Genomic DNA, 23027 nt, shown 5'->3' with positions numbered 1-23027 from the left:
CGAAAGATGAGATATTTGACATTTGCCCTTACGAAAGGGCGCCTGGCGAGCAAAACGCTGGAAATGCTGGAAAAGCTGGGAATCACTTGTGAAGAGATGAAAGATAAAAATTCCAGGAAGCTGATTTTTGTGAATGAAGAGTTAAAATTAAAATTTTTTCTGGCAAAAGGTCCGGATGTACCTACCTATGTAGAATATGGCGCGGCGGATATCGGAGTTGTGGGAAGAGATACGATCGTGGAGGAAGGAAGGAAAGTCCATGAGGTCTTGGATCTTGGTTTTGGAAAATGCCGTATGTGTGTATGCGGCCACGAAACGGCAAGAGAGCTTTTAAATCGGCATGAGCTGATCCGGGTCGCTACCAAGTATCCGAAAATTGCCAAAGAGTATTTTTACAATAAGAAACACCAGACGGTCGAAATCATCAAAATGCACGGTTCGATCGAGCTTGCGCCTATCGTAGGTTTATCAGAAGTTATTGTCGATATTGTAGAAACGGGATCTACTTTAAGGGAAAACGGACTTGTTGTATTAGAGGAGGTATGTCCTTTATCCGCCCGGATGATCGTGAATCCAGTCAGTATGAGGATGGAAAATGAAAGGATCAAAGAATTGATCCAGAATCTTAGAAAGTTGCTGCAAGAAGGGAATGAGAAAGATGCGCATTGAAAAATTAAATGAAGGTTCTAAGCAGAATCTTTTGGAAGCATTATTAAAAAGAAGCCCCAATAGTTATGGAATGTATGAGGCGAGTGTACAGGAAATCATTCGCGCGGTCAAGGATAAGAAAGACGAGGCGCTTTTTTCCTATACGGAAAGATTCGACGGTTTTTCTTTAAACAAGAACAATATTCTCGTGACAAAGGAAGAAATTGATCAGGCGTATCAGAAAGTAGACGGACAGTTGCTTGAGATCATCCGCAGAGCGATGAAAAACATCAGGGAGTATCATGCAAAACAGATGCAGTACAGCTGGTTTGACAGCAAACCGGATGGCACTATACTCGGTCAGAAGGTAACGGCGATCCAAAAAGCAGGCGTTTATGTTCCGGGGGGAAAGGCAGCTTATCCTTCTTCAGTGTTAATGAACATTCTTCCAGCAAAGGTAGCTGGGGTAGAAAAAATTATCATGGTAACGCCGCCGGATAAAGAAGGGAAGATCGCTCCGACTACCTTAGTAGCGGCAAATGAGGCAGGAGCAGATGAAATTTATAAAGTCGGAGGAGCACAGGCAATCGCAGCTCTTGCTTACGGTACACAGAGTGTGCCGAAAGTAGACAAGATCGTAGGGCCTGGGAATATCTATGTTGCTCTGGCTAAAAAAGCTGTCTACGGACATGTGAGTATCGATTCTATTGCAGGTCCCAGTGAAATTTTAGTACTGGCAGATGAGACAGCGAATCCACGATATGTGGCGGCAGATCTGCTCTCACAGGCAGAACATGACGAACTTGCTTCTGCTATTTTGGTGACTACAAGCCAGGAACTCGCAAAAGAGGTTTCCAGCCAGATAGATCAGTTTATCGCAGAACTATCCAGAGGAGAGATCATAGCAAAGTCTTTAGAAAATTATGGACATATATTGGTAGCGGATACACTGGAGGAGGCAATTGATGCGGCCAATGAAATCGCCTCTGAACATTTGGAGATTATGACTGCGAATCCGTTTGAGGTGATGACAAAGATCCGAAATGCGGGTGCGATTTTTATCGGAGAATATGCAAGCGAGCCGTTGGGAGACTATTTTGCGGGCCCTAATCATGTCCTGCCGACCAATGGAACGGCAAAATTTTTCTCCCCTCTTTCAGTAGATGATTTTTTGAAGAAGTCAAGTATCATCTCTTATTCAAAAGAGGCATTAAGAACCGTACATAAGGATATTGAACAGTTCGCGCAGGCAGAGAGACTGACGGCACACGCAAATTCAGTCAGAGTCCGTTTTGAAAAGGAGGACTGCCAATGAAACGTATCGGAAGATGTACACGGAAGACAAAGGAGACAGATATAACACTTAGTATTTGCCTGGATGGACAGGGTAATACGCGTATCAATACGGGAATCCCGTTCTTTGACCATATGCTGGACGGTTTTGCAAGACACGGTCTGTTTGATCTGGACGTATGCGCACAGGGAGATCTGGATGTAGACAGTCATCATACGATCGAAGATACAGGAATCGTACTTGGGCAGGCGATCGCAGAAGCGCTGGGCGATAAGACAGGTATCAAAAGGTATGGATTTTATATCCTCCCCATGGATGAAACACTTGCCTTAAGTGCGGTAGATTTGTCTGGCCGTCCGTATTTGAAGTATGATGCGGAATTTAATGTTCCGCTTCTTGGAACTATGGATACAGCGATGGTGCGGGAATTTTTCTATGCAGTATCCTACAGTGCGGCAATGAATCTGCACTTGAAGATCCTGGAGAAGGGAAATGATCATCATATGGCAGAAGCATTGTTCAAAGCATTCGGAAAAGCTTTGGATGCTGCTACAATGCCTGAACCCAGGATAAAAGAAGTCTGGTCTACAAAGGGCAGCTTATAAAGGAGAAATGAGAAATGAGCTATAAAAGATTGACTCCCTGCATATTTATAGATGGAGGGAAAGCAGTAACCTGGTTTGACAACAGAACAGTTGTGGCAGCTGATGTCGTTGCCCTGGCAAAGTATTACAGTGAGATGGGGGCAGATGAACTGATCATTTTTGATCTGTCAAATTCAGATGAAGAACATGACGAAGCGATCGATTTGATGAAGAAGATCCACCGTGTTATCAGTATTCCTATGATCGCAGGCGGAAATATCCGCAGGCAGGAGGATGTGAAAAAGATTCTCTATGCAGGCGCAAAACGGGCGATGCTTAATTTTTCAAAGCCGGTTTCTTTAGAGTTGATCGAGGATGTGGCAAAGCGATTTGGCAAAGAACGGATTGCAGTCTCTCTCAATGATTTTGATGCCTTGTTTAAACAGCAGCATCTGATTGAAGAATACAGTACAGAAATCGTATTCATGCATCGACTGGATCTGAATTCTGTTATGAATATAACAGAAATTCCATGTGTTGTAGTGACTGATACAATGGAACAGAGCGAAATCCTCAAGATTTTAAAATGTGATGGTGTAAAAGGCGTGTCGGGGATGTTTATCAGCCAGCGTGAAATGGATTTTAATGCATTCAAGGGAATCTGCGCAAAAGAAGGAATCAAGATGACATCTTTTGAAAGTTTGATGGATTTTTCTGAGTTTAAATTAAATTCCGACGGACTACTTCCTGTTGTTGTACAGGACTTTAAGACGAATGAAGTATTGATGATGGCATATATGGACGAAGAGGCCTTTGAAAATACTGTTAAAACTGGGAGGATGACTTATTACAGCAGAAGCAGGAAATCTCAGTGGGTAAAAGGGGAGACCTCCGGACATTTCCAGTATGTGCGGACTCTTACGATCGATTGTGACAAAGACACCCTTTTGGCGAAAGTGGAACAGATAGGCGCCGCATGTCACACAGGAAACCGTACTTGTTTCTACCAGCCGATTGTAGGAAATGATTATGATGCAAAAAATCCTCTGCAGATATTTGAAAATGTCTATCAAACAATCATGGACAGAAAGGAACATCCAAAAGAAGGTTCTTACACAAATTATCTGTTTGAAAAAGGGCTTGATAAAATATTAAAGAAAGTCGGAGAAGAAGCGACAGAGATCGTTATTGCTGCGAAAAATCCGAATCCTGAAGAAATCAAATATGAGATCTCAGATTTTCTGTACCATGTAATGGTCCTTATGGCAGAAAAAAATGTGACATGGGAAGATATTACGAAAGAACTGGCAGAAAGATAGACGAACATGATTGCTGTCGGCAGGAAACAGCTCTTATCAAGCAAATAGCGGGAAGTTCTAAAGATTTATAAACATACATAAATATTAGAAAGAACATCATTTGAAACAGGCAGTTATAGTCGAAAGGAGTACTGTTTATGAATGAATCTGAAAGACGGCGCCGAGAACTGCTGCGTCAGACCCGCAAGCTGTATGATGAGAATATATCTCTGCCGGCAGTTCATCCTCGATATGGGAATATTATCCATGAATTGTATGAAACGGACGAACAGGCAGAACCGAAGAACAGCTTTTTTTTTCGTGCCGCGATCGGGCTTCTCTGTTTTGTCTGTTATGTGTGTGTAGATGCAAATCAAATCAAAGTGGCAGAAGTAGGAAGTGAACAGATTGTAAACCAGATCGAGAAACAGATGGATGTAGAAGTACTGGAAGAAGTATGGAAACAATTATAAATATTTATCGGGGGCTCACAGCAGGTGCTGAATGTCTGACAGTGATTTATAGGTAAGTAGGTTTGAGCTTGAATAAAGCACGAAAGTAAAAACAGGTTTGGTTTTCTTTCGTGCTTTTTCTCGCCTCTTGAACTTCTTTTCTAAAATGTATATAATACAATAGATTAATTGTAATTTTCCGCTATTTCTTTTTATGCGGATTTTGAAAGGATAAGTATGAGAAAACTGGCTTTAAATGATGAAATATTATTAAATATCGAAAAACCGGCCCGCTATATTGGCGGAGAACTGAACGCTGTTATGAAAGAGGCGGAAAGTGTGGACATACACTTTGCGCTATGCTTCCCGGACGTGTATGAGGTTGGGATGTCCCATCTGGGGATACAGATTCTCTATGATATGTTTAATAAAAGAGAGGATGTATGGTGTGAGCGAGTGTATTCACCGTGGCTAGATCTGGATAAGATCCTGCGTGAACACGATATACCTCTTTTTGCTTTAGAATCGCAAAGCCCTGTTAAAAATTTTGATTTTTTAGGGATTACGCTTCAGTTTGAGATGTGCTATACAAATATTTTGCAGATTCTCGATCTGAGTAAGATCCCACTTCATGCTGACAATCGTACAGAAAGCGATCCGATCGTGATAGGCGGAGGTCCATGTGCCTATAATCCAGAGCCTTTGGCAGAATTTTTTGATCTGTTTTATATTGGAGAAGGGGAAACCGTATATGATGCATTGTTTGATACATATAAAAAATGCAGAAAGGAAGGAAAAAGCAGACAAGAATTTTTAGAATATGCCGCGCAGATCGAAGGAATTTATGTGCCGCAGTTTTATGAAGCCACCTATAAAGAAGACGGAACGCTTGCTTCTTTTGCGCCTGTCAATGCACATGCTCCGGCTGTCGTAAAAAAGCAGGTTCTCATGGATATGACAGGCGCTCCTTATCCGGAAGCACCGGTTGTTCCCTTTATCAAAGCAGTGCAGGACAGAGCAGTACTGGAAATTCAGAGAGGGTGTATACGTGGATGCAGATTCTGCCAAGCGGGTATGATATACCGTCCTACCAGAGAACGCGATATAGAATCTTTAAAAAAGCTGGCAAAAAAAATGTTGGAAAATACAGGGCATGAAGAAATTTCTTTGAGTTCCTTAAGCTCCAGTGACTATTCAAAATTGGAAGAACTAGTTACATTTCTGATAGATGAATTCCATGGAAGAGGAATTAATATCTCTTTGCCGTCGCTTAGGATCGACGCGTTTTCGTTGGATGTGATGGGAAAAGTGCAGGACATCCGTAAAAGCAGCCTCACATTTGCTCCGGAAGCCGGATCGCAAAGGATGCGTGACGTTATCAATAAAGGTCTGACGGAAGAAATGATATTAGAAGGCGCAGGGGAAGCATTTGAAGGCGGCTGGTCTAAAGTAAAATTATACTTTATGCTGGGGCTTCCGACAGAGACTGAGGAGGACATAAAGGAGATTGCCCGTCTATCTGATAAAGTGGCGCGCAGATATTATGAGATTCCAAAAGAAAAACGTAATGGAAAATGTCAGATCACAGCAAGTTCCTCCTTTTTTGTGCCAAAACCTTTTACTCCATTTCAGTGGGCTCCTATGCTGACAAGCAGGGAATATATGGATAGGGCAGCTATTGTAAATCAGGAATTTAAAGAACAGCTGAACCGGAAAAGTCTGCGATATAATTGGCATGACGCACAAGTAACCGTCTTAGAGGGGGTTATGGCACGCGGAGACAGGCGTATCGGAAAAGTGATAGAAGAGGCATATCGTCTGGGATGCCTGTACGATTCCTGGACAGAGTCTTTTCAAAATGATCTTTGGATGCAGGCTTTTGAAAATATGCATGTGGATATAGATTTCTATACACTCCGTGAAAGAGCGGAAGATGAATTGTTCCCTTGGGATTTTATTGATATCGGTGTGACGCGCAAATTCCTTAGAGCGGAATGGGAGCGGGCCATGAGATGTGAAGTCACTTTAAATTGTAAGTCTCGGTGTTCAGGATGCGGGGCATCTATTTTTGGAGGGGGTGTCTGCTATGAAAGTAAGAATTAAATTCAGAAAATATGGCGCTATGCGTTTTATCGGGCATCTGGATGTGATGCGTTTTTTTCAAAAAGTTATGAGAAGGGCGCAGATTCCAATCGCATTTACCGGAGGCTTTAGCCCGCACATGATCATGTCTTTTGCCAGCCCGCTGGGGATAGGACTTTCCAGCGATGGTGAATATTTTGATATAGAATTACAAGAACCGATTAATGGGGAAGAAGCAGTTCGACGTATGAATGCAGCGTGTGTAGAGGGAATCGAAGTTGTAAGTTTCAGACAGATCGCAGAAGAAAAGAAGATGACAGGAATGACGATACTCTCAGCGGCAGAGTATTTGACAACCGTTTCAAAAGGAACATTTCCGCCAGATTGGAAAGAACAGCTGAACCGGTTTTATGAACAGCCTCAGATACGAATTGTAAAACAGACAAAACGTAGTGAACAGAAAGTGGATATACGGCCTATGATCTACAAACTGTCTGTCAAAGGAGAGGCAATCTATATGCAAAACGCAGCCGGGAGTGCAGAGAATTTGAAACCTGGGCTTGTCATGGAAGCATTTTTACATTTTTTGCAGCTTCCCGCTGAAGAATTTCGCTTTTCCCATCATCGCCTGGAAATGTATGCAAATGTAGGAACAGAGGGACAGCGCAGGCTGGTGACACTGGAATCACTTGGGAAAGAAATCACGGATGTTTCTGCTCATTGATCGGGAGGCAAATTCATGTATAAAAAAAGAAAAGTACTACTGATTATAGAAGGAAAATATGTCTGGACATACTTTGTGGAAGATGGAGAAATTGCAGAGATCCATTGCTCTGCGCTTATAGAGGAAAAGCAGCAGACAGAACCTGCACTTGGAAATATCTACATAGGAAAAGTAAAAACTATCGTAGAAAACATAGGTGCTGCTTTTGTTGAAATTCAAAAAGGGGTGAACTGCTATTATGACATCAGTCAGGCTGAACACGCAATTTTTGCGCATAAACAAGGGAAAAAAACAATCAACATAGACGATGAACTTATTGTACAGATCAATAAAGAAGCGGTGAAGACAAAAGCGGCGACTGTTACGAGTAATTTGAGTTTGACAGGCAGATATGCCGTTCTGACACATGGTAATACGAGGATCGGTGTCTCAGGGAAACTGCCAAAAGATATAAAAGAGACATATAAGACACAGCTTTCCGCATTAAAAAATGATAGATTTGGATTGATCATCCGTACAAATGCTGTAACCGTACCATTTGAAACAGTTGCAGCAGAGATAGAAAGATTGCGGGAAGAATACAAAAAAATCTTGGATACGGCACAGACAAGGACTTGTTATTCTTGTCTTAGATCTGCTCCGCCTGCCTATATTACAGATTTAAAAAATGTATATACAGAAGGTCTGGAAGAAATCATCATTGATAACAAAGAATTGTATACAGATATACAAAAATATTTTCTTCAGGAACAGCCAGAGCTTCTTGCTTTGCTGAAGCTATATGACGATAAACAGCTTTCTCTTGCAAACTTATATAGTACGCAAAGTGTACTGGAAAAAGTGAGTAAAGAGCGTGTGTGGCTGAAGAATGGAGGATATCTGGTCATCCAGCCTACAGAAGCTTTGACAGTGATCGATGTAAACACAGGAAAATATACAGCTAAGAAGAAACGTAAGGATGCGGGGTTTCAAGTCAACATGGAAGCGGCAAAAGAGGCGGCTCGCCAAATCCGCCTGCGAAATCTTTCCGGAATTATCATCATAGATTTTATAAACATGGAAACGGAAGATGAAAAAAAGACTTTGGTTAAAGAACTGCGCTGTTATCTGGAAAAGGATCCGATACAGACCACGTTTGTAGATGTCACGCCACTTCAGCTGGTGGAGATCACACGAAAAAAAGTGCGTAAACCACTCCATGAATTGCTTTCTTCTATAGATTGTATACAATTATACAATAATTAATACGAGAATATTATGCCTTACCTGTGTAATAATATTGCGAAAATTAAACTGTATTTTTGTATACAATTTAAAATGGAGGAGAAATGAGTAAAAAAGAATTAAAAACAAATGCAATGCGTATTTTAGACAGAAAGAAGATACAATATACCTTCCAGACATATGCGTGTGATGTCTTTGTTGATGGAGTCACAGCAGCAGATACGGCAGGTCTTCCGCATGAACAGGTATATAAGACCCTTGTAACGGTTGGGAAAAGCGGCGAATACTATGTATTTGTTATTCCGGTCGCGGCAGAATTAGATCTGAAAAAAGCTGCCCGCAGTGTCAAAGAAAAATCTATAGAAATGCTTCCCGTAAAAGAATTAAATAAGATAACAGGATATATACGCGGGGGATGCACGGCAATCGGTATGAAAAAGAAATATACAACACTGATCGACCGTACCGCCTGTATTTTGGACTGCTTATATGTAAGCGGGGGCAAGCCGGGCATGCAGTTAAAATTGCGTCCGGATGATCTTAAGAATGTGACAGACGCCCAATATGCGGATGTCATAAAATAAAGATTTACAAGTTTTTAAAGAAGCGGTATAATATGGTACTAGAATGCGGAGAATACAGGATTTTCCCACTGAATTATAGAGAAAAACCGTTTGGAGGAAATTAAAAAAATGAAGAAAGTAGTAAAATTCGGAGGAAGCTCTCTTGCAAGCGCTGAACAATTTAAGAAAGTAGGAGAGATCATCCGCCAGGATCCGGCAAGACGGTATGTAGTTCCATCAGCTCCCGGAAAACGCTTTGCTGGAGATACAAAAGTCACTGATATGCTGTATAACTGTTATGAAGCAGCAGAAAAAGATGAGGAATTTATAAATTTACTCGAACAGATTCATGCACGCTATCAAGAGATTATAGATGGATTAAATCTAGATCTTTCATTAGATGAGGAATTCGGAATCATAGAGGAAAACTTTGAAAAGAAGGCGGGAAGAGATTATGCCGCCTCACGCGGAGAATATTTAAATGGGATCATTATGGCTGCTTATCTGGATTTTGATTTTATCGATGCAGCGGAAGTCATCCGTTTTAACGAAGATGGGACTTTTAATGACGAAAAGACAAACCGTTTATTGTCTGACCGTCTGTTAAATGTAGAAAATGCAGTTATTCCTGGTTTTTACGGTGCAAAAGAGGACAGTACGGTCGTGACGTTTTCCAGAGGCGGTTCTGACGTGAGCGGTTCGCTGGTGGCTTTGGCTGTGACAGCTGATCTATATGAAAACTGGACAGATGTATCCGGCTTTTTGATCGCAGATCCAAGGATTGTCAAAAATCCAAAATCCATTGAGACAATCACCTACAAAGAACTTAGGGAGCTTTCCTATATGGGCGCCAGTGTTTTGCACGAGGATGCGATTTTCCCTGTGAGAAAAGCGGGAATCCCGATTAATATCCGTAATACCAATGCACCCCAGGATAAGGGAACACTTATTGTAGAAGGAACTTGCAGACAACCTAAATATACGATTACAGGTATTGCAGGGACAGATGGGTTTGTTTCGATCACGATTGAAAAGGCAATGATGAATTCAGAAATCGGATTTTGCCGCAAGGTACTACAGGTATTCGAAGAAAATGAAATTTCAATCGAACACATGCCGTCAGGGATCGATACGATGACGATCTTTGTCCATAAAAATGAGTTTGAGGAGAAAGAACAGCAGATATTGGCCGGGATTCATAAAGCGGTAGATCCGGATCATATCGAATTGGAATCCGATCTTGCTCTGATTGCTGTCGTAGGACGAGGCATGAGATCGACCCGCGGGACAGCGGGCAGAATTTTCTCTGCCTTGGCTCACGCGCATATCAATGTAAAAATGATCGACCAAGGCTCCAGTGAGCTGAATATTATTGTCGGCGTCAGACATGATGAGTTTAAAAATGCGATCCGTGCATTGTATGAAATTTTTGTTCTGACACAGATTTAGGATACAGAATAGGAAAGAAAAAGGCGGAAAGACAAATGAACATTTTGTTCTTTTTAAAACCCAAAAGTGAAGTGGCATACATTTATGATCACAGTACGCTACGTCAGGCACTGGAAACAATGGAATATCATAAGTATGCCTCTATCCCTATGCTGAATAAAGCAGGCGAATACGTAGGCACGATCACAGAAGGGGATATCCTTTGGGGAATCAAGGACTATACAAATTTAAATCTGAAGGAAGCAGAATCTATTTTTATTCAGGACTTCCCGCGAAAAGCAGATTATGATGTCGTCTCTGCAGATTCCAATATGGAGGATCTTGTGAAAAGGGCGATGAATCAAAACTATGTGCCTGTTGTGGATGATCAGAAGAAGTTTATTGGCATCATTACGCGTAGGAGCATCATCGAATACTGCTATGAACGTCTAGGGGACTGCGACAAATAAATTTTTACATAGAATGAATTCATTGCTATATTTTCTAAAAAAGTTGTCAATATCTATTGACGAAACAAAAAGCGATATGCTATACTACAACAGTATGCCGCACAATGAGGTTTATAAAGTTCTGTTTTAGGACAGACACCGTAATTGGCGAGTAATGATAATAGGAGGTGCCATATGTACGCAATTATAGCAACAGGTGGTAAACAGTACAAAGTAGCTGAGGGCGATATCATTAAAGTAGAAAAACTTGGTGTAGAAGCTGGCGAAACTTATACATTCGATCAGGTACTTGCAGTAAACAATGACAAAATGGTTGTTGGAAATCCGACAGTTGCAGGTGCAACAGTAACAGCTTCTGTAGTTGGAAATGGAAAAGCAAAAAAAGTAGTTGTTTACAAGTATAAAAGAAAAACTGGATACCATAAGAAAAATGGTCATAGACAGCAGTATACGGCTGTTAAGATTGAAAAAATAAACGCTTAATCAGGTGTTTTGATGATCCAGATTACAGTATACAAAAATAAGAAGCATGAATATGTGGGGTTTGATACAGAAGGACACGCAGATTTTAGTGAAAGCGGACAGGATATTGTCTGTGCTGCAGTGTCAGCGCTAGTCATTAATCTGGTAAATTCAATTGAAAGGCTGACTTCTGACAGAACGTGTTTTGTGTCAGATGAAAAAGAAGGAAAAATTGAATTTCGTTTTTTAGATGTTCCCTCACATGACGCACAGCTTTTGCTGGACTCGATGATTCTCGGCATAGAAGAGATAGAGGACAGCGATGAGTATCATTCATATATTGACATAATTTTCAAGGAGGTGTAAATACTATGATGAAAATGAACCTTCAGTTTTTTGCTCATAAAAAAGGAGTTGGTTCTTCCAAGAACGGACGTGATTCCGAGTCAAAAAGATTAGGAGCGAAGAGAGCAGACGGACAGTTTGTAAAAGCTGGAAATATCCTTTACAGACAGCGCGGAACAAGAATCCACCCAGGTGTGAATGTGGGACGCGGCGGCGACGATACTTTATTTGCATTAGTAGACGGTGTCGTAAGATATGAAAGAAAAGGAAGAGATAAGAAACAGGTTTCTATCTATCCAGTGGCTGAATAATAGTATAGCAGTGAAGCCTCAGACTTTCGGTCTGGGGCTTTTGTGATATTTTTTAGACAGAGGAAACTAACGAAAAACAGCGATAAAAAAGGAGTATATATGTTTGCAGACAGAGCAAAAATATTTATCAGATCCGGAAACGGCGGCAATGGTCACTGCAGTTTCAGAAGAGAGTTATATGTTCCAAATGGAGGCCCAGACGGCGGTGACGGCGGTGACGGCGGTGATTTGATTTTTGAGATAGATAAAGGTCTGAACACATTGGTAGACTTTAGACATAAAAGGAAATATGCAGCTGGGGATGGAGAAGAAGGCGGAAAAAGAAAATGTCACGGAAAAAATGGAAAAGATCTGATCCTGTATGTTCCGGAAGGGACTGTTATCAAAGAGGCAAAGACTGGAAAAGTCATAGCCGATATGTCCGGCGATAATAAGAGACAGATCGTGTTGAAAGGCGGAAAAGGCGGATTGGGAAATCAACATTTTGCCACGGCAACCATGCAAGTTCCCAAATATGCCCAACCGGGGCAGCCTGCCATGGAATTGGAAGTTCTGTTAGAATTGAAAGTGATCGCCGATGTAGGATTGGTTGGCTTTCCCAATGTTGGAAAATCTACGCTGCTTTCTCGTGTTACAAATGCAGAACCTAAAATTGCCAACTATCATTTTACGACTTTGAATCCGAACTTAGGAGTCGTGGATCTAGAAGGAGCAAAAGGGTTTGTGATGGCGGATATTCCCGGACTGATAGAAGGAGCCTCAGAAGGAGTGGGATTAGGGCACCAATTCCTGCGTCATATCGAACGGACAAAATTAATCATACATGTTGTAGATGCTGCCGGTACTGAAGGGCGTGATCCAGTAGAAGATATTTATAAGATCAATGCAGAATTAAAAGCATATAATCCCGATATTGCAATGCGTCCGCAGGTGATTGCTGCAAATAAGACCGATTTGATCTATGATATTGAAGAAAGTCCGATTGAACGTCTGAAAAAACAATTTGAACCGAAGGGAATCCCGGTATTTCCTATCTCCGGAGTTTCTGGGCAGGGTATTTCAGATCTGCTCTACTATGTAAGTAAGCAGCTGGAATCTATGGACAGTACCCCCATTATATTTGCGCAAGAATATTTCCCAGAGGATGAACTGATTTATGAAGATCTCCCCTATACAGTAGAAAAGGAAGACGGCATGTATGTAGTGGAAGGGCCTAAGATTGAAAAAATGCTCGGATATACGAATTTAGATTCTGAAAAAGGCTTTGCATTTTTTCAAAAATTTTTAAAGGATACGGGCATTTTGGAAGAACTTGAACAGGCAGGTATACAAGAGGGCGACACGGTAAAAATGTATGGCCTGCAATTTGATTATTATAAGTAGAACACAGGAGAAGAAAAAATGACGACAAAACAAAGAGCCTATCTTAAAAGTCTTGCAATGACAATGGAGCCCGTGTTTCAGATTGGAAAGGCCAGTATGACCCCAGGGCTCACGCAGGCGGTTGCTGAGGCTTTGGAGGCAAGAGAACTGATAAAATTAAGTGTATTGCAAAATTGTGGGGATGACCCTAAAGAACTGGCACAGATACTGGCAGAGCGTACACATGCGCAGGTTGTACAGGTGATCGGAAAGAAAATCGTTCTGTATAAAGAAGGGAAAGAGAATAAGAAAAGAATCATTTTGCCATAAGCAAGAATAAGAAAAGGTGAAAATATGAAAATAGGAATAATGGGAGGAACCTTTGACCCTATCCATATAGGGCATCTTTTGCTTGGAGAATTTGCCTATGAAGATTTTGGATTAGATGAGATCTGGTTTATGCCAAATGGAAATCCACCTCATAAGGATACGACTGTGCACAAGGATAAAGCAGACGATGAAAAAGCCCTGCGGCAGCGAGTAGAAATGGTACGCCGTGCTATCTGCGGTGTACCGCATTTTAAATTATGTCTGCACGAAGCATCTGCCGTAAAACATTCTTATACGTATCAGACTATGCGGGAATTGAACATAGAATATCCGGAAGATAGCTTTTATTTTATTTTAGGGGCAGATTCTCTTTTTGCCATAGAACAATGGAGATATTTTAAAGAAATCTTTCCTACGTGTACGATCCTGGCAGCAATGCGCGATGATAAGGATGTAAAGGATATGGAACAGCAGATTGCGTATCTTTCTGAAAAGTATGGCGCAAGGATCGAGCTTTTGCGAGCTCCTCTTTTAGAAATTTCTTCTACGACGATACGTGAGAGAGCTGCAAAGAACTTAAGCATCCACTATATGGTGCCGGATCCTGTAGTAGAGTACATTGGTCAGAATCAGCTATACAGAGAATAAGGCAGGAAACAAAATGAAAGAGGAATATCAGACTATACAAAACCGTCTAAAAAATCAATTAAAGAAAGAACGTTATGAACATACGGTAGGAGTGATGTATACCGCCGCTTCTTTAGCCATGTGTCATGATGCAGATATACATCAGGCAATGCTTGCAGGACTTTTGCATGACTGTGCTAAATATGGCTCTTTAGACGAACAGATAAAGCGCTGCCATGAGAAACATATCGTGCTTTCCGAGGCAGAAATACAGATGCCTTCCTTGGCACATGCAAAACTAGGCGCCTATCTGGCAAAACATGAGTATGGGATAACAGATGGGGCAGTTTTATCTGCAATTCGTTATCATACAACCGGGCAGCCAGGCATGTCGCTTTTAGAAAAAATCATCTATATTGCAGATTATATTGAGCCAGGCAGAAAAGAAATACCGGGCTTGTCAAAAATTAGAAGAGCGGCATTTACCGATCTTGATAGGGCAGTAGCATTGGCGGCTAAAGGAACGATCAAATATTTGAAGATGGCAGGAAAACCTATCGATAAGCTGACGATAAAAACCTATGAATATTACAACGATGAAAAAATATTTACATAAAATAAATAGGAGGCAGAAGAACAAACTATGGAATATGGAAAAGAAATGGCGCGTCTTGCGTGGCAGGCGCTGGATGAAAAAAAAGGCGAAGATATACAGATCATCGATATTCGAGAAATCTCTATTATGGCAGACTATTTTTTGATCGCTACCGGAAGCAGTGACAATCAGGTACGTGCCCTTGTTGAAAATGTAGAGGAAACCCTTTACAAAGCAGGCTATTCGGTGAAACAGAGGGAAGGATATCAGGCAGGAAACTGGGTGCTGTTGGATTTCGGTGATATCATTGTTCATATTTTTGATAAAGAAAACCGTCTTTTCTATAATCTGGAAAGAATATGGCGTGACGGAAAAATAATAAACGCGGAAGAATTATAAAGCTCTTCCGCGTTTATTATTTTATAGCTGCTTATGCAGAATATATTTAGAAAAAACGGAATACACCGATTACTTTTCCTAATATCATTAATTCTTTGACAATAATAGGATCCATCGTATCATTTTCCGGTTGAAGACGAAATACGCCTTCTTCCTTATAAAATGTCTTTACAGTCGCACCATCCTCGATCAGTGCAACGACCATATCGCCGTTGGAAGCAGTATGTGCTTCTTCAACTAGAACCATATCACCATCTAAAATTCCGGCATTGATCATACTTTCCCCTTTTACTTTAAGCAGAAAAGTTTGCTTGTTCGGCATGATCTCCGCGGGAATCGGAAAATAATTTTCAATATTTTCCTGGGCAAGAATGGGCTCTCCCGCAGCAACCTGTCCTATAATAGGAACATTGACCAACTCACGACGGGTCAGATTGAAAGTGTCGTCTAAAATCTCAATGGCTCTTGGCTTTGTGGGATCACGTCGGATATATCCATTTTTCTCCAAAGTCTCCAGATGGGAGTGTACAGATGAGGTGGATTTCAGATGGACTGCCTCGCATATTTCCCGGACAGCAGGCGGAAAACCGCGCTCTAATATCTGCGCTTTGATATATTCTAAAATTTCTAACTGCTTTTTACTGATTTTCCCCTGTGACATGAAATTCCTCCTCATAAATCAATCTAATCTTTTTAATATAATAGCATAGCTTAAATAAAAAAGCAAACACTTGTTGCGAAAATATGTTCGATTTTTTTAAGAATATTATTGACAAACATCTGTTCGCATACTATAATAAAAATACACAACAGAACAGTTGTTCGCATATTTGATCATGTATTACGGGGGGATAAATTGTATGAACAGACAAGTAAGAAATTATGTATTAGTAGGAGTGATGCTGATTGTAGCAAGCTGTTTATTGTTCAATACCTTTTTTGTTTCTGCACACGGAAACCAGATAGAAGAACCTGTGGAATACACATATTATAAAAGTATTGTTATTGAACAAGGCGATACACTTTGGGATATCGCTGAGGAAAATATGACTTCAGACTGTCATTCTGTTGAAGAATATATAGATCTGTTAAAAGAATTGAATTCCTTAACTTCAGATGAAATTCATGCAGGTGAGAATTTGATGATCGCCTATAACGATACAACCTTTGTCCAATAGAGGTAATTTTATTTACGATATCAATATACATCCCTATGTATTGATATATAAAACTCACCCTGCGGCAGTCAGAAAGGATTCTGACTGCCGCATTTACGCAGATAGACCTTGAATTCCTATGTACTCGTGAAAAAGATGAGAATATAAATAATATATATCTATACGACAAATGCAGATTTTTCAAATAGATATAGACATTAAAACCAATACATGGTATGATACATACTATATTAAAAGGAGGTGCATAATGTGGAAGAAAAAAATCTAAAAAAAAGAAAAACATATCATGAACAGAATTATATAGATAATACACTAAAACTGCGTGAAATATTAAAAACGCTTCCGCCTTTTGCAAAAGATTATTTTCGCGCAGTGGAACCGACAACATCGGCAAGAACGAGAATTTCGTATGCTTATGACATACGGGTATTTTTTCACTTCTTGATAGAAAATAATCCCCTCTATAAAAATTACACAGCAGATATGTTTATAGTACAGGATCTTGAAAAATTAAAACCGGTTGATATAGAGGAATATCAGGAATATTTAAAAGTATATCAAAATGACTCGGATAAACAGATCACGAATACAGAAAAGGGTCTTGCCCGGAAAATGTCTGCTTTGCGCAGTTTTTATGGATATTATTTCAAACACCAGATTATTTCGAATAATCCTACGCTGCTTGTGGATATGCCAAAGTTGCATGAAAAGGCGATCATCCGTTTGGATACGGATGAGGTTGCCTCACTGCTGGATTATATCGAGCATGGCGGGGATGAATTGACAGGACAAAAAAAGGTCTATTATGAAAAAAATAAAAATCGTGATTTGGCTATTATTACACTTCTGCTTGGCACAGGTATTCGTGTTTCAGAATGCGTAGGATTGGACTTGCAAGATGTGGATTTTAAAAACAATGGAATCAAAGTTACCCGAAAAGGCGGAAATGAAATGGTTGTTTATTTTGGTACAGAAGTCGAACAGGCATTAAAGATGTATCTTTATACAACAAGAAAAGCGGTCACGCCCCTCTCCGGCCACGAGAACGCTTTGTTCCTTTCTACACAAAGGCGCAGGATCGGTGTACAGGCAGTAGAAAATCTAGTGAAAAAATATGCCCGCCAAGTAACGCCGAACAAAAAGATCACGCCACATAAACTGCGCAGTACGTATGGGACATCCCTTTATAAAGAGACCGGCGATATTTATCTTGTAGCAGATGTGCTTGGACACAAAGATGTCAATACAACGAAGAAACATTATGCCGCAATCGATGAGGAACGCAGAAAACAGGCGGCGGGCGCTGTAAAATTGCGGGAGCTCTAAGATATTTTTTCTTGTATTTCTTCTATATTCTCAGTATAATATAAAAATGACGGTACAAGACAGGATAAGGAAAAGAAAGGATAAAAGCACTATGCAGCTGCAGAGATTATTAAGTTTTACAAGAAAAGCGGTGGATGAATATGGTCTGATACAAGAAGGGGATCATATTGCTGTGGGTATCTCCGGGGGAAAGGACAGTTTGACACTTTTATACGCACTTCATGGACTGAAGCGATTTTATCCGAAAAAATTTGAATTAAGCGCGGTTTCAGTAGATCTGGGGTTTAAAGACTTTGATTTAAGTCCTGTTCGGGTACTCTGCAATGAGATGCAGATTCCGTATAAAATCGTCAGCTCTGATATTTATCATATACTGTTTGACATAAGAAAAGAATCTAATCCCTGCTCTCTCTGTGCCAAAATGAGGAAGGGAGCCTTAAATCAGGCTGTTAAAGAAATGGGATGCAATAAAGTTGCCTATGCACATCACAAGGATGATATAGTAGAAACAATGTTGCTCTCTCTCATGTTTGAAGGCAGATTTTATTCCTTTTCACCCAAAACCTATCTGGATCGAATGGATCTGACAGTCATCCGTCCGATTTTGTTTGTGGAAGAAAAAGATGTCATCGGCTTTAAAAATAAATATCATCTTCCAGTAGTAAAAAGTAAATGTCCGGTAGATGGTTATACAAAAAGACAGTATGCCAAAGAGCTTTTACACAATCTTGAAAAGGAACATCCGGGTGCTAAAGAAAGAATGTTCCATGCAATTCTAAATGGAAATATAAAAGGCTGGCCTGAGCGTATACTTCTGAATCAAAGGAAGTCTTAAAGACGAAGTATTATATAGAAGGCATAGGAAACCTGCCGGTTTCCTATGCCTTCTACACTTATATATAAGAAAAAAGCAAATCTATTTTATCATACTTTACGTTCTGCTGTTGGGATTGACTCCTTCAACGCAATATATTGTTCGAGCACTTTTGCTGTTCCCTCTATTCCAAGTTCCGAACTGTTTAGGCAGAGCTCATAACTGTCTGCATTGGACCATTTTTTGTTTGTGTAATAATTATAATAGCTTGCACGCTTTTTATCCGTCTTTATGATCATTTCTTTCGCTTTTGCATCTGTCAGATCATAGATACGTGCAATCCGCCGTATCCGCGCGTCCATATCGGCGTGGATAAATACGCTTACGACATTCTTATAAGATTCCAACGCATAATCCGCACATCTGCCTACCAGAATACATGGCCCCTCATCTGCGATCTTCTTGATTGCATCAAACTGTGCTAAAAAAACTTTGTGATTGATCGGCATATCGGTGTACGTATTGCCGGAATAACCCATGGAATATGTATCCATCACAAGAGAATATAAAAAACTATTTGTAGGTCTTTCATCATGTGTCTCAAAAATTTCTTCGCAGATGCCGCTCTCCTTTGCGGCACGTGCCAACATCTCTTTATCATAAAGTTTGATTCCGAAATAATCAGCAACTTTATAGCCAATCTCTCTTCCGGCACTTCCATATTCACGTCCTATGGTAATAATCGTGTTTGTCTTCATACCAGTCATCTCCTTTACCGAACAATGCCGTATTAGCCAGACGGCAAAACAACATGTTTCTATATGACTTATTATAACGAAAAATATCCTGTATGACAACGAAAACTTATATTGTTTTCATCTGCTGCGCAGACGTTCTAATACTACTGTAAAATATTCCGGAAGTGGCGCGTCAAATTCCATGTATTCACCAGTGGAAGGATGTATAATACCAAGCAGTCTTGCATGGAGTGTCTGTCCTTGTAAATGAAAAGGACATTTTGCAGGACCATAGACTGCGTCTCCTAAAATAGGATGTCCTATACTGGACATATGGACACGTATCTGATGTGTACGCCCTGTTTCCAGTTCACATTCAATATAAGTAAATTGTCCGAAACGTTCTAATACACGATAGTGTGTGACAGCTTCCCGACCATTTGAGGCGTGAGTACTCATTTTTTTTCTGTCTGTCGGATGCCTGCCGATCGGCGCTTGGACTGTGCCGGTGTCCTCTCTTATATTTCCGTGTACGACAGCAACATATTTTCTTGTGATCGTGTGTTCCTTCAATTGCTCCGCCAGTATTTGATGTGCCCTGTCATTCTTGCAGATCAAAAGCGAGCCAGTTGTATCCATATCAATGCGATGTACAATACCTGGACGGGCTACTCCGTTAATGCCGGACAAATGCTCTTTGCAGTGGTACAAAACAGCATTGACCAGAGTATGGCTGTAATGTCCCGGAGCAGGATGTACGACCATCTGTTTAGGTTTATTGATAACAAGAATATCTTCATCCTCATATAAGATGTCCAGTGGGATATTTTCCGGTAAAATCTCCGGACTTTCTATTTCAGGAAAATGTACTTCTATCTCATCCTGAAAGCTCAATTTATAATTTGACTTTACACATTTTTTGTTTACTGTGATATTTCCGTTCTTTAATAATTTCTGTAAATAAGAACGAGAAATATCTGGAATTTGTTCAGAAAGAAATTTATCAATCCGTATTTTTTCGTCTGTATCTGATTTTAAAAAAAGATCTTTCATACTTTATTTGGTCCTATCACACTTTTTTCTCCGTATACAAAGGCTTAGATCATGCAGTTCTTCATCTTTGTAGAAAAACAGGATCAGTATAACAAAAAGGAAACCGGCTGCTACTACGTAGCAGTCAGCTACATTAAAAATAGGAAAATCGATCCATTCAAAATACAAAAAATCAATCACATAATTTAAATGAATCCTATCTATCATATTTCCAACAGCTCCTGCACAGAGAAAGACAAAACAGATACGCAAAGGAATATATCTTTGCCTGTGAGGAAGACGGACATACATAAAAGAGACCACGAGCACAATGCATACTGCACCTGCGACGAAAAGCAGCTGTTTATCCTGAAAGATCCCGAATGCAGCGCCTCTGTTTTCCAGATAATGCAGTTGGAATACACCGTCGATCAAAGTAAATGGTTCCTTATTTTTTAGATGTGTAACGGCAAGCTGTTTTGTATACTGATCCAAAAAGAGCAAAGCCGTGAACCCGACACATGCCAGTATGATACTTTTCAAGTCTGTAGTTTTTTCTTTTTCCATATTTGCCTCCATGGATCTCCTATATTTGGTTATATATATTTATGGATTACTACATAAATCCTATTTTTCCTAGTTTTAGAAAGTTCTCCCGCGTATAAAAATTTTCCCATCCCTCTGACTGAAACAATATCTCCTTCATCGAGCTGATATCCGTTGCTTGTGACGAGTCTTCCGTTTACAAACACTTTCGCATCCTCGATCAGTGTACGCAGACGTGTACGAGAGGAGGAAAACGCAAGAGATAACAGGCTGTCCAACCGTACAGAAGCTACCGTTCCCTTGATTTCATCATACTTAGGTACATAAGAAAATTCTTGTTCTGCTTTTTCCTGCACATGAACGGCAGTATGTTTGACTCTTGTTAATTCTTCTTCCAAAAATGTTTTCATACTTTCGTGTATAAAGAGGACTGCGCTCCCATCCTCAATAAGGATATCGCCAATCTTAGAACGTTCGATGCCAAGATTCAAGATTGCCCCCAGATAATCTCTGTGCGTCAAAATTTCAGCATATTTCTGATGAAGCGGGGTTACTGAAAGAACATAAAAAGGAAACGGGAGTTGATTGCGTACTTCTGGATCCTTCCAACGCAAATAAAGAGCATCAGGGAGAAATGCCGCCATCTGACGCTCTGCTGCATCATAGCCGCCAAAGACAATATACTTTGTATATAATTCCTCCTTGGACAGGCTATGCAGTATATGTATTTCATTTAGATTTAAAAAATTTGAATACGTTATAAACTCTCTCTGATAAGCGAGTCTGGAAAGTTCAATAAGCCTTTTCTTTAAAAGCTGTTCTTCCTTATGCTGATTGTCGTTTTGCATCTTTTCTTCATTTACGCCTAATCTGTTTTAATATCTTCCTCTGACACTCGGTGTTTCCATGGAACCTCCAAGTAAATCCTGAAGATCTCCTGAAATATCTACATTCGTCGGTGTGACAAGAAATATGTAATTAGAAATTTTTTGAAGATTTCCGTTGATCGCAAAAGTAGCACCGGAAATGAAGTCGATAATCCTCTGTGCAATCTCCAGATCCATACCTTCCAGATTCAAAATCACTGTACGTCCAGAAAGAAGAGTCTCTGTGATCTCACGGGAATCATCTACAGAAGTTGGCTTTACAACACATACTTCCATATTACCGCTGTTGTTTTTTCTTGATGCAGGCTGACGCATCGGAGTCACCTTGTTTCCTGATGCCGGCTGGAATTTTTCTTCTTCCATATCAAAATCATCATATTGATCTTTGCTGTTTTTCTTTCCGAACAGAGAACGACGAGGCTGCTTTTCTTCGTAATCATCTTCATAGAATTCATCATCATCATAAAAATCATCGTCATCATAGTCGTCTTCGTTTAATTTCATGATGTCCAGAAATTTATCAAACACACCCATATTTACACTCCTATCTCATGTCGGTTCATTGACATACTTTTTTGTTTTATACTTTCATCCCAGTATTTTGTCATTTTATGTCATAATCCCTGGCACCAAAGATTCCTGTTCCGACACGGACCATCGTAGCGCCCTCTTCAATCGCAACTTCATAATCATTGGTCATCCCCATTGAAAGTATACTCACATTACTATTATCAACGTTTTTATGTCTAATGTCAACAGATAATTTCCTCAAAGCCGCGAAAATAGGACGATTTTTTTCTGGATTTTCTACAAATGGAGCAATCGTCATCAGACCTCGTACATTTATATGAGAATATTTAGAAATTTCATCCATGAATGGAATTACTTCACTCATCTTTAAGCCGAATTTACTTTCTTCCTCTGCCACATTTACCTCTACTAATATATTCGCCGTACAGTTTTTCTTTTCTGCTTCTTTTTCTATTGTCTCTGCAAGACGCAGAGAATCAACAGAATGTATCAATTCTACTTTATCTATGATATACTTCACTTTATTCGTCTGTAAATGTCCGATCATATGCCAGCGGATATCTGAAGGAAGCTGCACATATTTATCCGTCAGTTCCTGCACTTTATTTTCTCCGAAAACACGTACTCCCAGATTATAGACTTCCTTAAGCATCTGCACAGGTTTCGTCTTGCTCACAGCGATTAATGTAACATCTTCTCGTTTGCGTCCCGCCCGCCTGCATGCAGCCTGGATATTTGCCTCAACTTGTGCGAGATTTGTTTCTAACATAATTTTTTC

29 protein-coding genes are annotated in these 23027 nt (G+C 40.2%); 22 read left to right on the top strand and 7 right to left on the bottom strand.

The window, feature by feature from the left end:
* Positions 1–6: 6 nt before the first annotated feature.
* From hisG to rsfS, 19 genes are all read left to right on the top strand, one after another.
* On the top strand, positions 7–669 hold the full coding sequence (gene hisG, locus WKT01_RS00780) for an ATP phosphoribosyltransferase (RefSeq protein WP_059069544.1): 663 nt from the start codon (positions 7–9) through the stop codon (positions 667–669).
* The gene (gene hisD / locus WKT01_RS00775; RefSeq protein WP_059069542.1) at positions 659–1963 is read left to right on the top strand and encodes a histidinol dehydrogenase; all 1305 of its coding nucleotides are present in this window, start codon (positions 659–661) and stop codon (positions 1961–1963) included. The genes hisG and hisD overlap by 11 nt, the downstream gene beginning before the upstream one ends.
* Positions 1960–2547, top strand: coding sequence for an imidazoleglycerol-phosphate dehydratase HisB (gene hisB / locus WKT01_RS00770; RefSeq protein WP_117974219.1), 588 nt, complete (start codon positions 1960–1962; stop codon positions 2545–2547). Before hisD ends, hisB begins: the two co-directional genes overlap by 4 nt.
* Positions 2548–2561: 14 nt before the next feature.
* Entirely contained in the window at positions 2562–3845 is a 1284-nt protein-coding gene (gene hisIE / locus WKT01_RS00765) for a bifunctional phosphoribosyl-AMP cyclohydrolase/phosphoribosyl-ATP diphosphatase HisIE (protein ID WP_059069538.1), read from the top strand.
* 137 nt (positions 3846–3982) lie between these two features.
* On the top strand, positions 3983–4297 hold the full coding sequence (locus WKT01_RS00760; protein ID WP_059069536.1) for a hypothetical protein: 315 nt from the start codon (positions 3983–3985) through the stop codon (positions 4295–4297).
* A 216-nt stretch (positions 4298–4513) separates the two neighbouring features.
* Positions 4514–6379 (top strand): TIGR03960 family B12-binding radical SAM protein, encoded by a 1866-nt coding sequence (locus tag WKT01_RS00755; protein WP_059069533.1) that lies wholly within the window; start codon positions 4514–4516, stop codon positions 6377–6379.
* Entirely contained in the window at positions 6363–7082 is a 720-nt protein-coding gene (locus WKT01_RS00750) for a TIGR03936 family radical SAM-associated protein (protein ID WP_059069531.1), read from the top strand. Before WKT01_RS00755 ends, WKT01_RS00750 begins: the two co-directional genes overlap by 17 nt.
* A 15-nt stretch (positions 7083–7097) precedes the next feature.
* The gene (locus tag WKT01_RS00745; protein ID WP_059069529.1) at positions 7098–8327 is read left to right on the top strand and encodes a ribonuclease E/G; all 1230 of its coding nucleotides are present in this window, start codon (positions 7098–7100) and stop codon (positions 8325–8327) included.
* 83 nt (positions 8328–8410) lie between these two features.
* Positions 8411–8890, top strand: a complete 480-nt coding sequence (gene ybaK / locus WKT01_RS00740) for a Cys-tRNA(Pro) deacylase (protein WP_059069527.1) — start codon at positions 8411–8413, stop codon at positions 8888–8890.
* A gap of 108 nt (positions 8891–8998) precedes the next feature.
* Positions 8999–10318 carry an aspartate kinase gene (locus WKT01_RS00735; RefSeq protein ID WP_059069525.1) on the top strand — a complete coding sequence of 440 codons (1320 nt, stop codon included), beginning with the start codon at positions 8999–9001 and terminating at the stop codon, positions 10316–10318.
* 35 nt (positions 10319–10353) lie between these two features.
* Positions 10354–10767 (top strand): CBS domain-containing protein, encoded by a 414-nt coding sequence (locus WKT01_RS00730; protein WP_059069523.1) that lies wholly within the window; start codon positions 10354–10356, stop codon positions 10765–10767.
* 174 nt (positions 10768–10941) lie between these two features.
* Positions 10942–11250: a 50S ribosomal protein L21 gene (gene rplU / locus WKT01_RS00725; RefSeq protein WP_059069521.1), complete on the top strand. Its 309-nt coding sequence runs from the start codon at positions 10942–10944 to the stop codon at positions 11248–11250.
* Between the two features lie 12 nt (positions 11251–11262).
* Positions 11263–11595 carry a ribosomal-processing cysteine protease Prp gene (locus WKT01_RS00720; RefSeq protein WP_059069519.1) on the top strand — a complete coding sequence of 111 codons (333 nt, stop codon included), beginning with the start codon at positions 11263–11265 and terminating at the stop codon, positions 11593–11595.
* Positions 11596–11600: 5 nt separating this feature from the next.
* Positions 11601–11885 (top strand): 50S ribosomal protein L27, encoded by a 285-nt coding sequence (gene rpmA, locus WKT01_RS00715; RefSeq protein WP_059069518.1) that lies wholly within the window; start codon positions 11601–11603, stop codon positions 11883–11885.
* Between the two features lie 99 nt (positions 11886–11984).
* Positions 11985–13268, top strand: a complete 1284-nt coding sequence (gene obgE / locus WKT01_RS00710; protein ID WP_059069516.1) for a GTPase ObgE — start codon at positions 11985–11987, stop codon at positions 13266–13268.
* A gap of 18 nt (positions 13269–13286) precedes the next feature.
* Entirely contained in the window at positions 13287–13577 is a 291-nt protein-coding gene (gene yhbY, locus WKT01_RS00705; RefSeq protein WP_059069514.1) for a ribosome assembly RNA-binding protein YhbY, read from the top strand.
* A 24-nt stretch (positions 13578–13601) separates the two neighbouring features.
* Positions 13602–14225: a nicotinate-nucleotide adenylyltransferase gene (nadD, locus tag WKT01_RS00700; RefSeq protein ID WP_059069512.1), complete on the top strand. Its 624-nt coding sequence runs from the start codon at positions 13602–13604 to the stop codon at positions 14223–14225.
* A gap of 13 nt (positions 14226–14238) precedes the next feature.
* Complete coding sequence (gene yqeK, locus WKT01_RS00695) at positions 14239–14820, top strand: bis(5'-nucleosyl)-tetraphosphatase (symmetrical) YqeK (RefSeq protein ID WP_059069510.1); 582 nt, start codon at positions 14239–14241, stop codon at positions 14818–14820.
* Between the two features lie 27 nt (positions 14821–14847).
* Positions 14848–15198: a ribosome silencing factor gene (rsfS, locus tag WKT01_RS00690; protein WP_059069509.1), complete on the top strand. Its 351-nt coding sequence runs from the start codon at positions 14848–14850 to the stop codon at positions 15196–15198.
* A 46-nt stretch (positions 15199–15244) separates the two neighbouring features.
* Here rsfS and lexA read toward each other — a convergent pair whose 3' ends face one another.
* On the bottom strand, positions 15245–15859 hold the full coding sequence (gene lexA, locus WKT01_RS00685; protein WP_059069507.1) for a transcriptional repressor LexA: 615 nt from the start codon (positions 15857–15859) through the stop codon (positions 15245–15247).
* Between the two features lie 199 nt (positions 15860–16058).
* Between lexA and WKT01_RS00680 the strand changes: the two genes are divergently transcribed.
* The 3 genes from WKT01_RS00680 (at position 16059) to WKT01_RS00670 (ending at position 18537) form a co-directional block, all read left to right on the top strand.
* Positions 16059–16376 (top strand): LysM peptidoglycan-binding domain-containing protein, encoded by a 318-nt coding sequence (locus tag WKT01_RS00680; RefSeq protein ID WP_059069505.1) that lies wholly within the window; start codon positions 16059–16061, stop codon positions 16374–16376.
* Between the two features lie 249 nt (positions 16377–16625).
* The gene (locus WKT01_RS00675; protein ID WP_059069503.1) at positions 16626–17702 is read left to right on the top strand and encodes a tyrosine-type recombinase/integrase; all 1077 of its coding nucleotides are present in this window, start codon (positions 16626–16628) and stop codon (positions 17700–17702) included.
* A 91-nt stretch (positions 17703–17793) separates the two neighbouring features.
* Positions 17794–18537, top strand: coding sequence for a tRNA 2-thiocytidine biosynthesis TtcA family protein (locus WKT01_RS00670; RefSeq protein WP_340311312.1), 744 nt, complete (start codon positions 17794–17796; stop codon positions 18535–18537).
* A gap of 89 nt (positions 18538–18626) precedes the next feature.
* Here the strand turns inward: WKT01_RS00670 and WKT01_RS00665 are convergent, their stop codons facing one another.
* The 6 genes from WKT01_RS00665 to WKT01_RS00640 all read right to left on the bottom strand — a co-directional run bounded on the left by WKT01_RS00665 (position 18627) and on the right by WKT01_RS00640 (position 23018).
* Positions 18627–19274 carry a cytidylate kinase-like family protein gene (locus WKT01_RS00665; protein ID WP_059069499.1) on the bottom strand — a complete coding sequence of 216 codons (648 nt, stop codon included), beginning with the start codon at positions 19272–19274 and terminating at the stop codon, positions 18627–18629.
* Positions 19275–19391: 117 nt separating this feature from the next.
* Positions 19392–20306 carry an RluA family pseudouridine synthase gene (locus WKT01_RS00660; RefSeq protein WP_340311311.1) on the bottom strand — a complete coding sequence of 305 codons (915 nt, stop codon included), beginning with the start codon at positions 20304–20306 and terminating at the stop codon, positions 19392–19394.
* Between the two features lie 3 nt (positions 20307–20309).
* Positions 20310–20852 carry a signal peptidase II gene (lspA, locus tag WKT01_RS00655; RefSeq protein WP_340311310.1) on the bottom strand — a complete coding sequence of 181 codons (543 nt, stop codon included), beginning with the start codon at positions 20850–20852 and terminating at the stop codon, positions 20310–20312.
* A gap of 29 nt (positions 20853–20881) precedes the next feature.
* Positions 20882–21679 carry a YlmH/Sll1252 family protein gene (locus WKT01_RS00650; RefSeq protein WP_340311309.1) on the bottom strand — a complete coding sequence of 266 codons (798 nt, stop codon included), beginning with the start codon at positions 21677–21679 and terminating at the stop codon, positions 20882–20884.
* A gap of 27 nt (positions 21680–21706) precedes the next feature.
* Positions 21707–22252 (bottom strand): cell division protein SepF, encoded by a 546-nt coding sequence (locus WKT01_RS00645; protein ID WP_059069494.1) that lies wholly within the window; start codon positions 22250–22252, stop codon positions 21707–21709.
* 70 nt (positions 22253–22322) lie between these two features.
* A complete protein-coding gene (locus tag WKT01_RS00640; protein WP_059069492.1) occupies positions 22323–23018 on the bottom strand; it encodes a YggS family pyridoxal phosphate-dependent enzyme in 696 nt (231 codons plus the stop codon).
* Between the last annotated feature and the right edge of the window lie 9 nt (positions 23019–23027).

This window comes from Mediterraneibacter sp. ICN-202921 (assembly GCF_037890075.1).
GTDB lineage: Bacteria > Bacillota > Clostridia > Lachnospirales > Lachnospiraceae > Mediterraneibacter > Mediterraneibacter massiliensis.
Note: the sequence above shows the minus strand (reverse complement) of the source record. Positions and strands in the feature narration are given on the sequence as shown.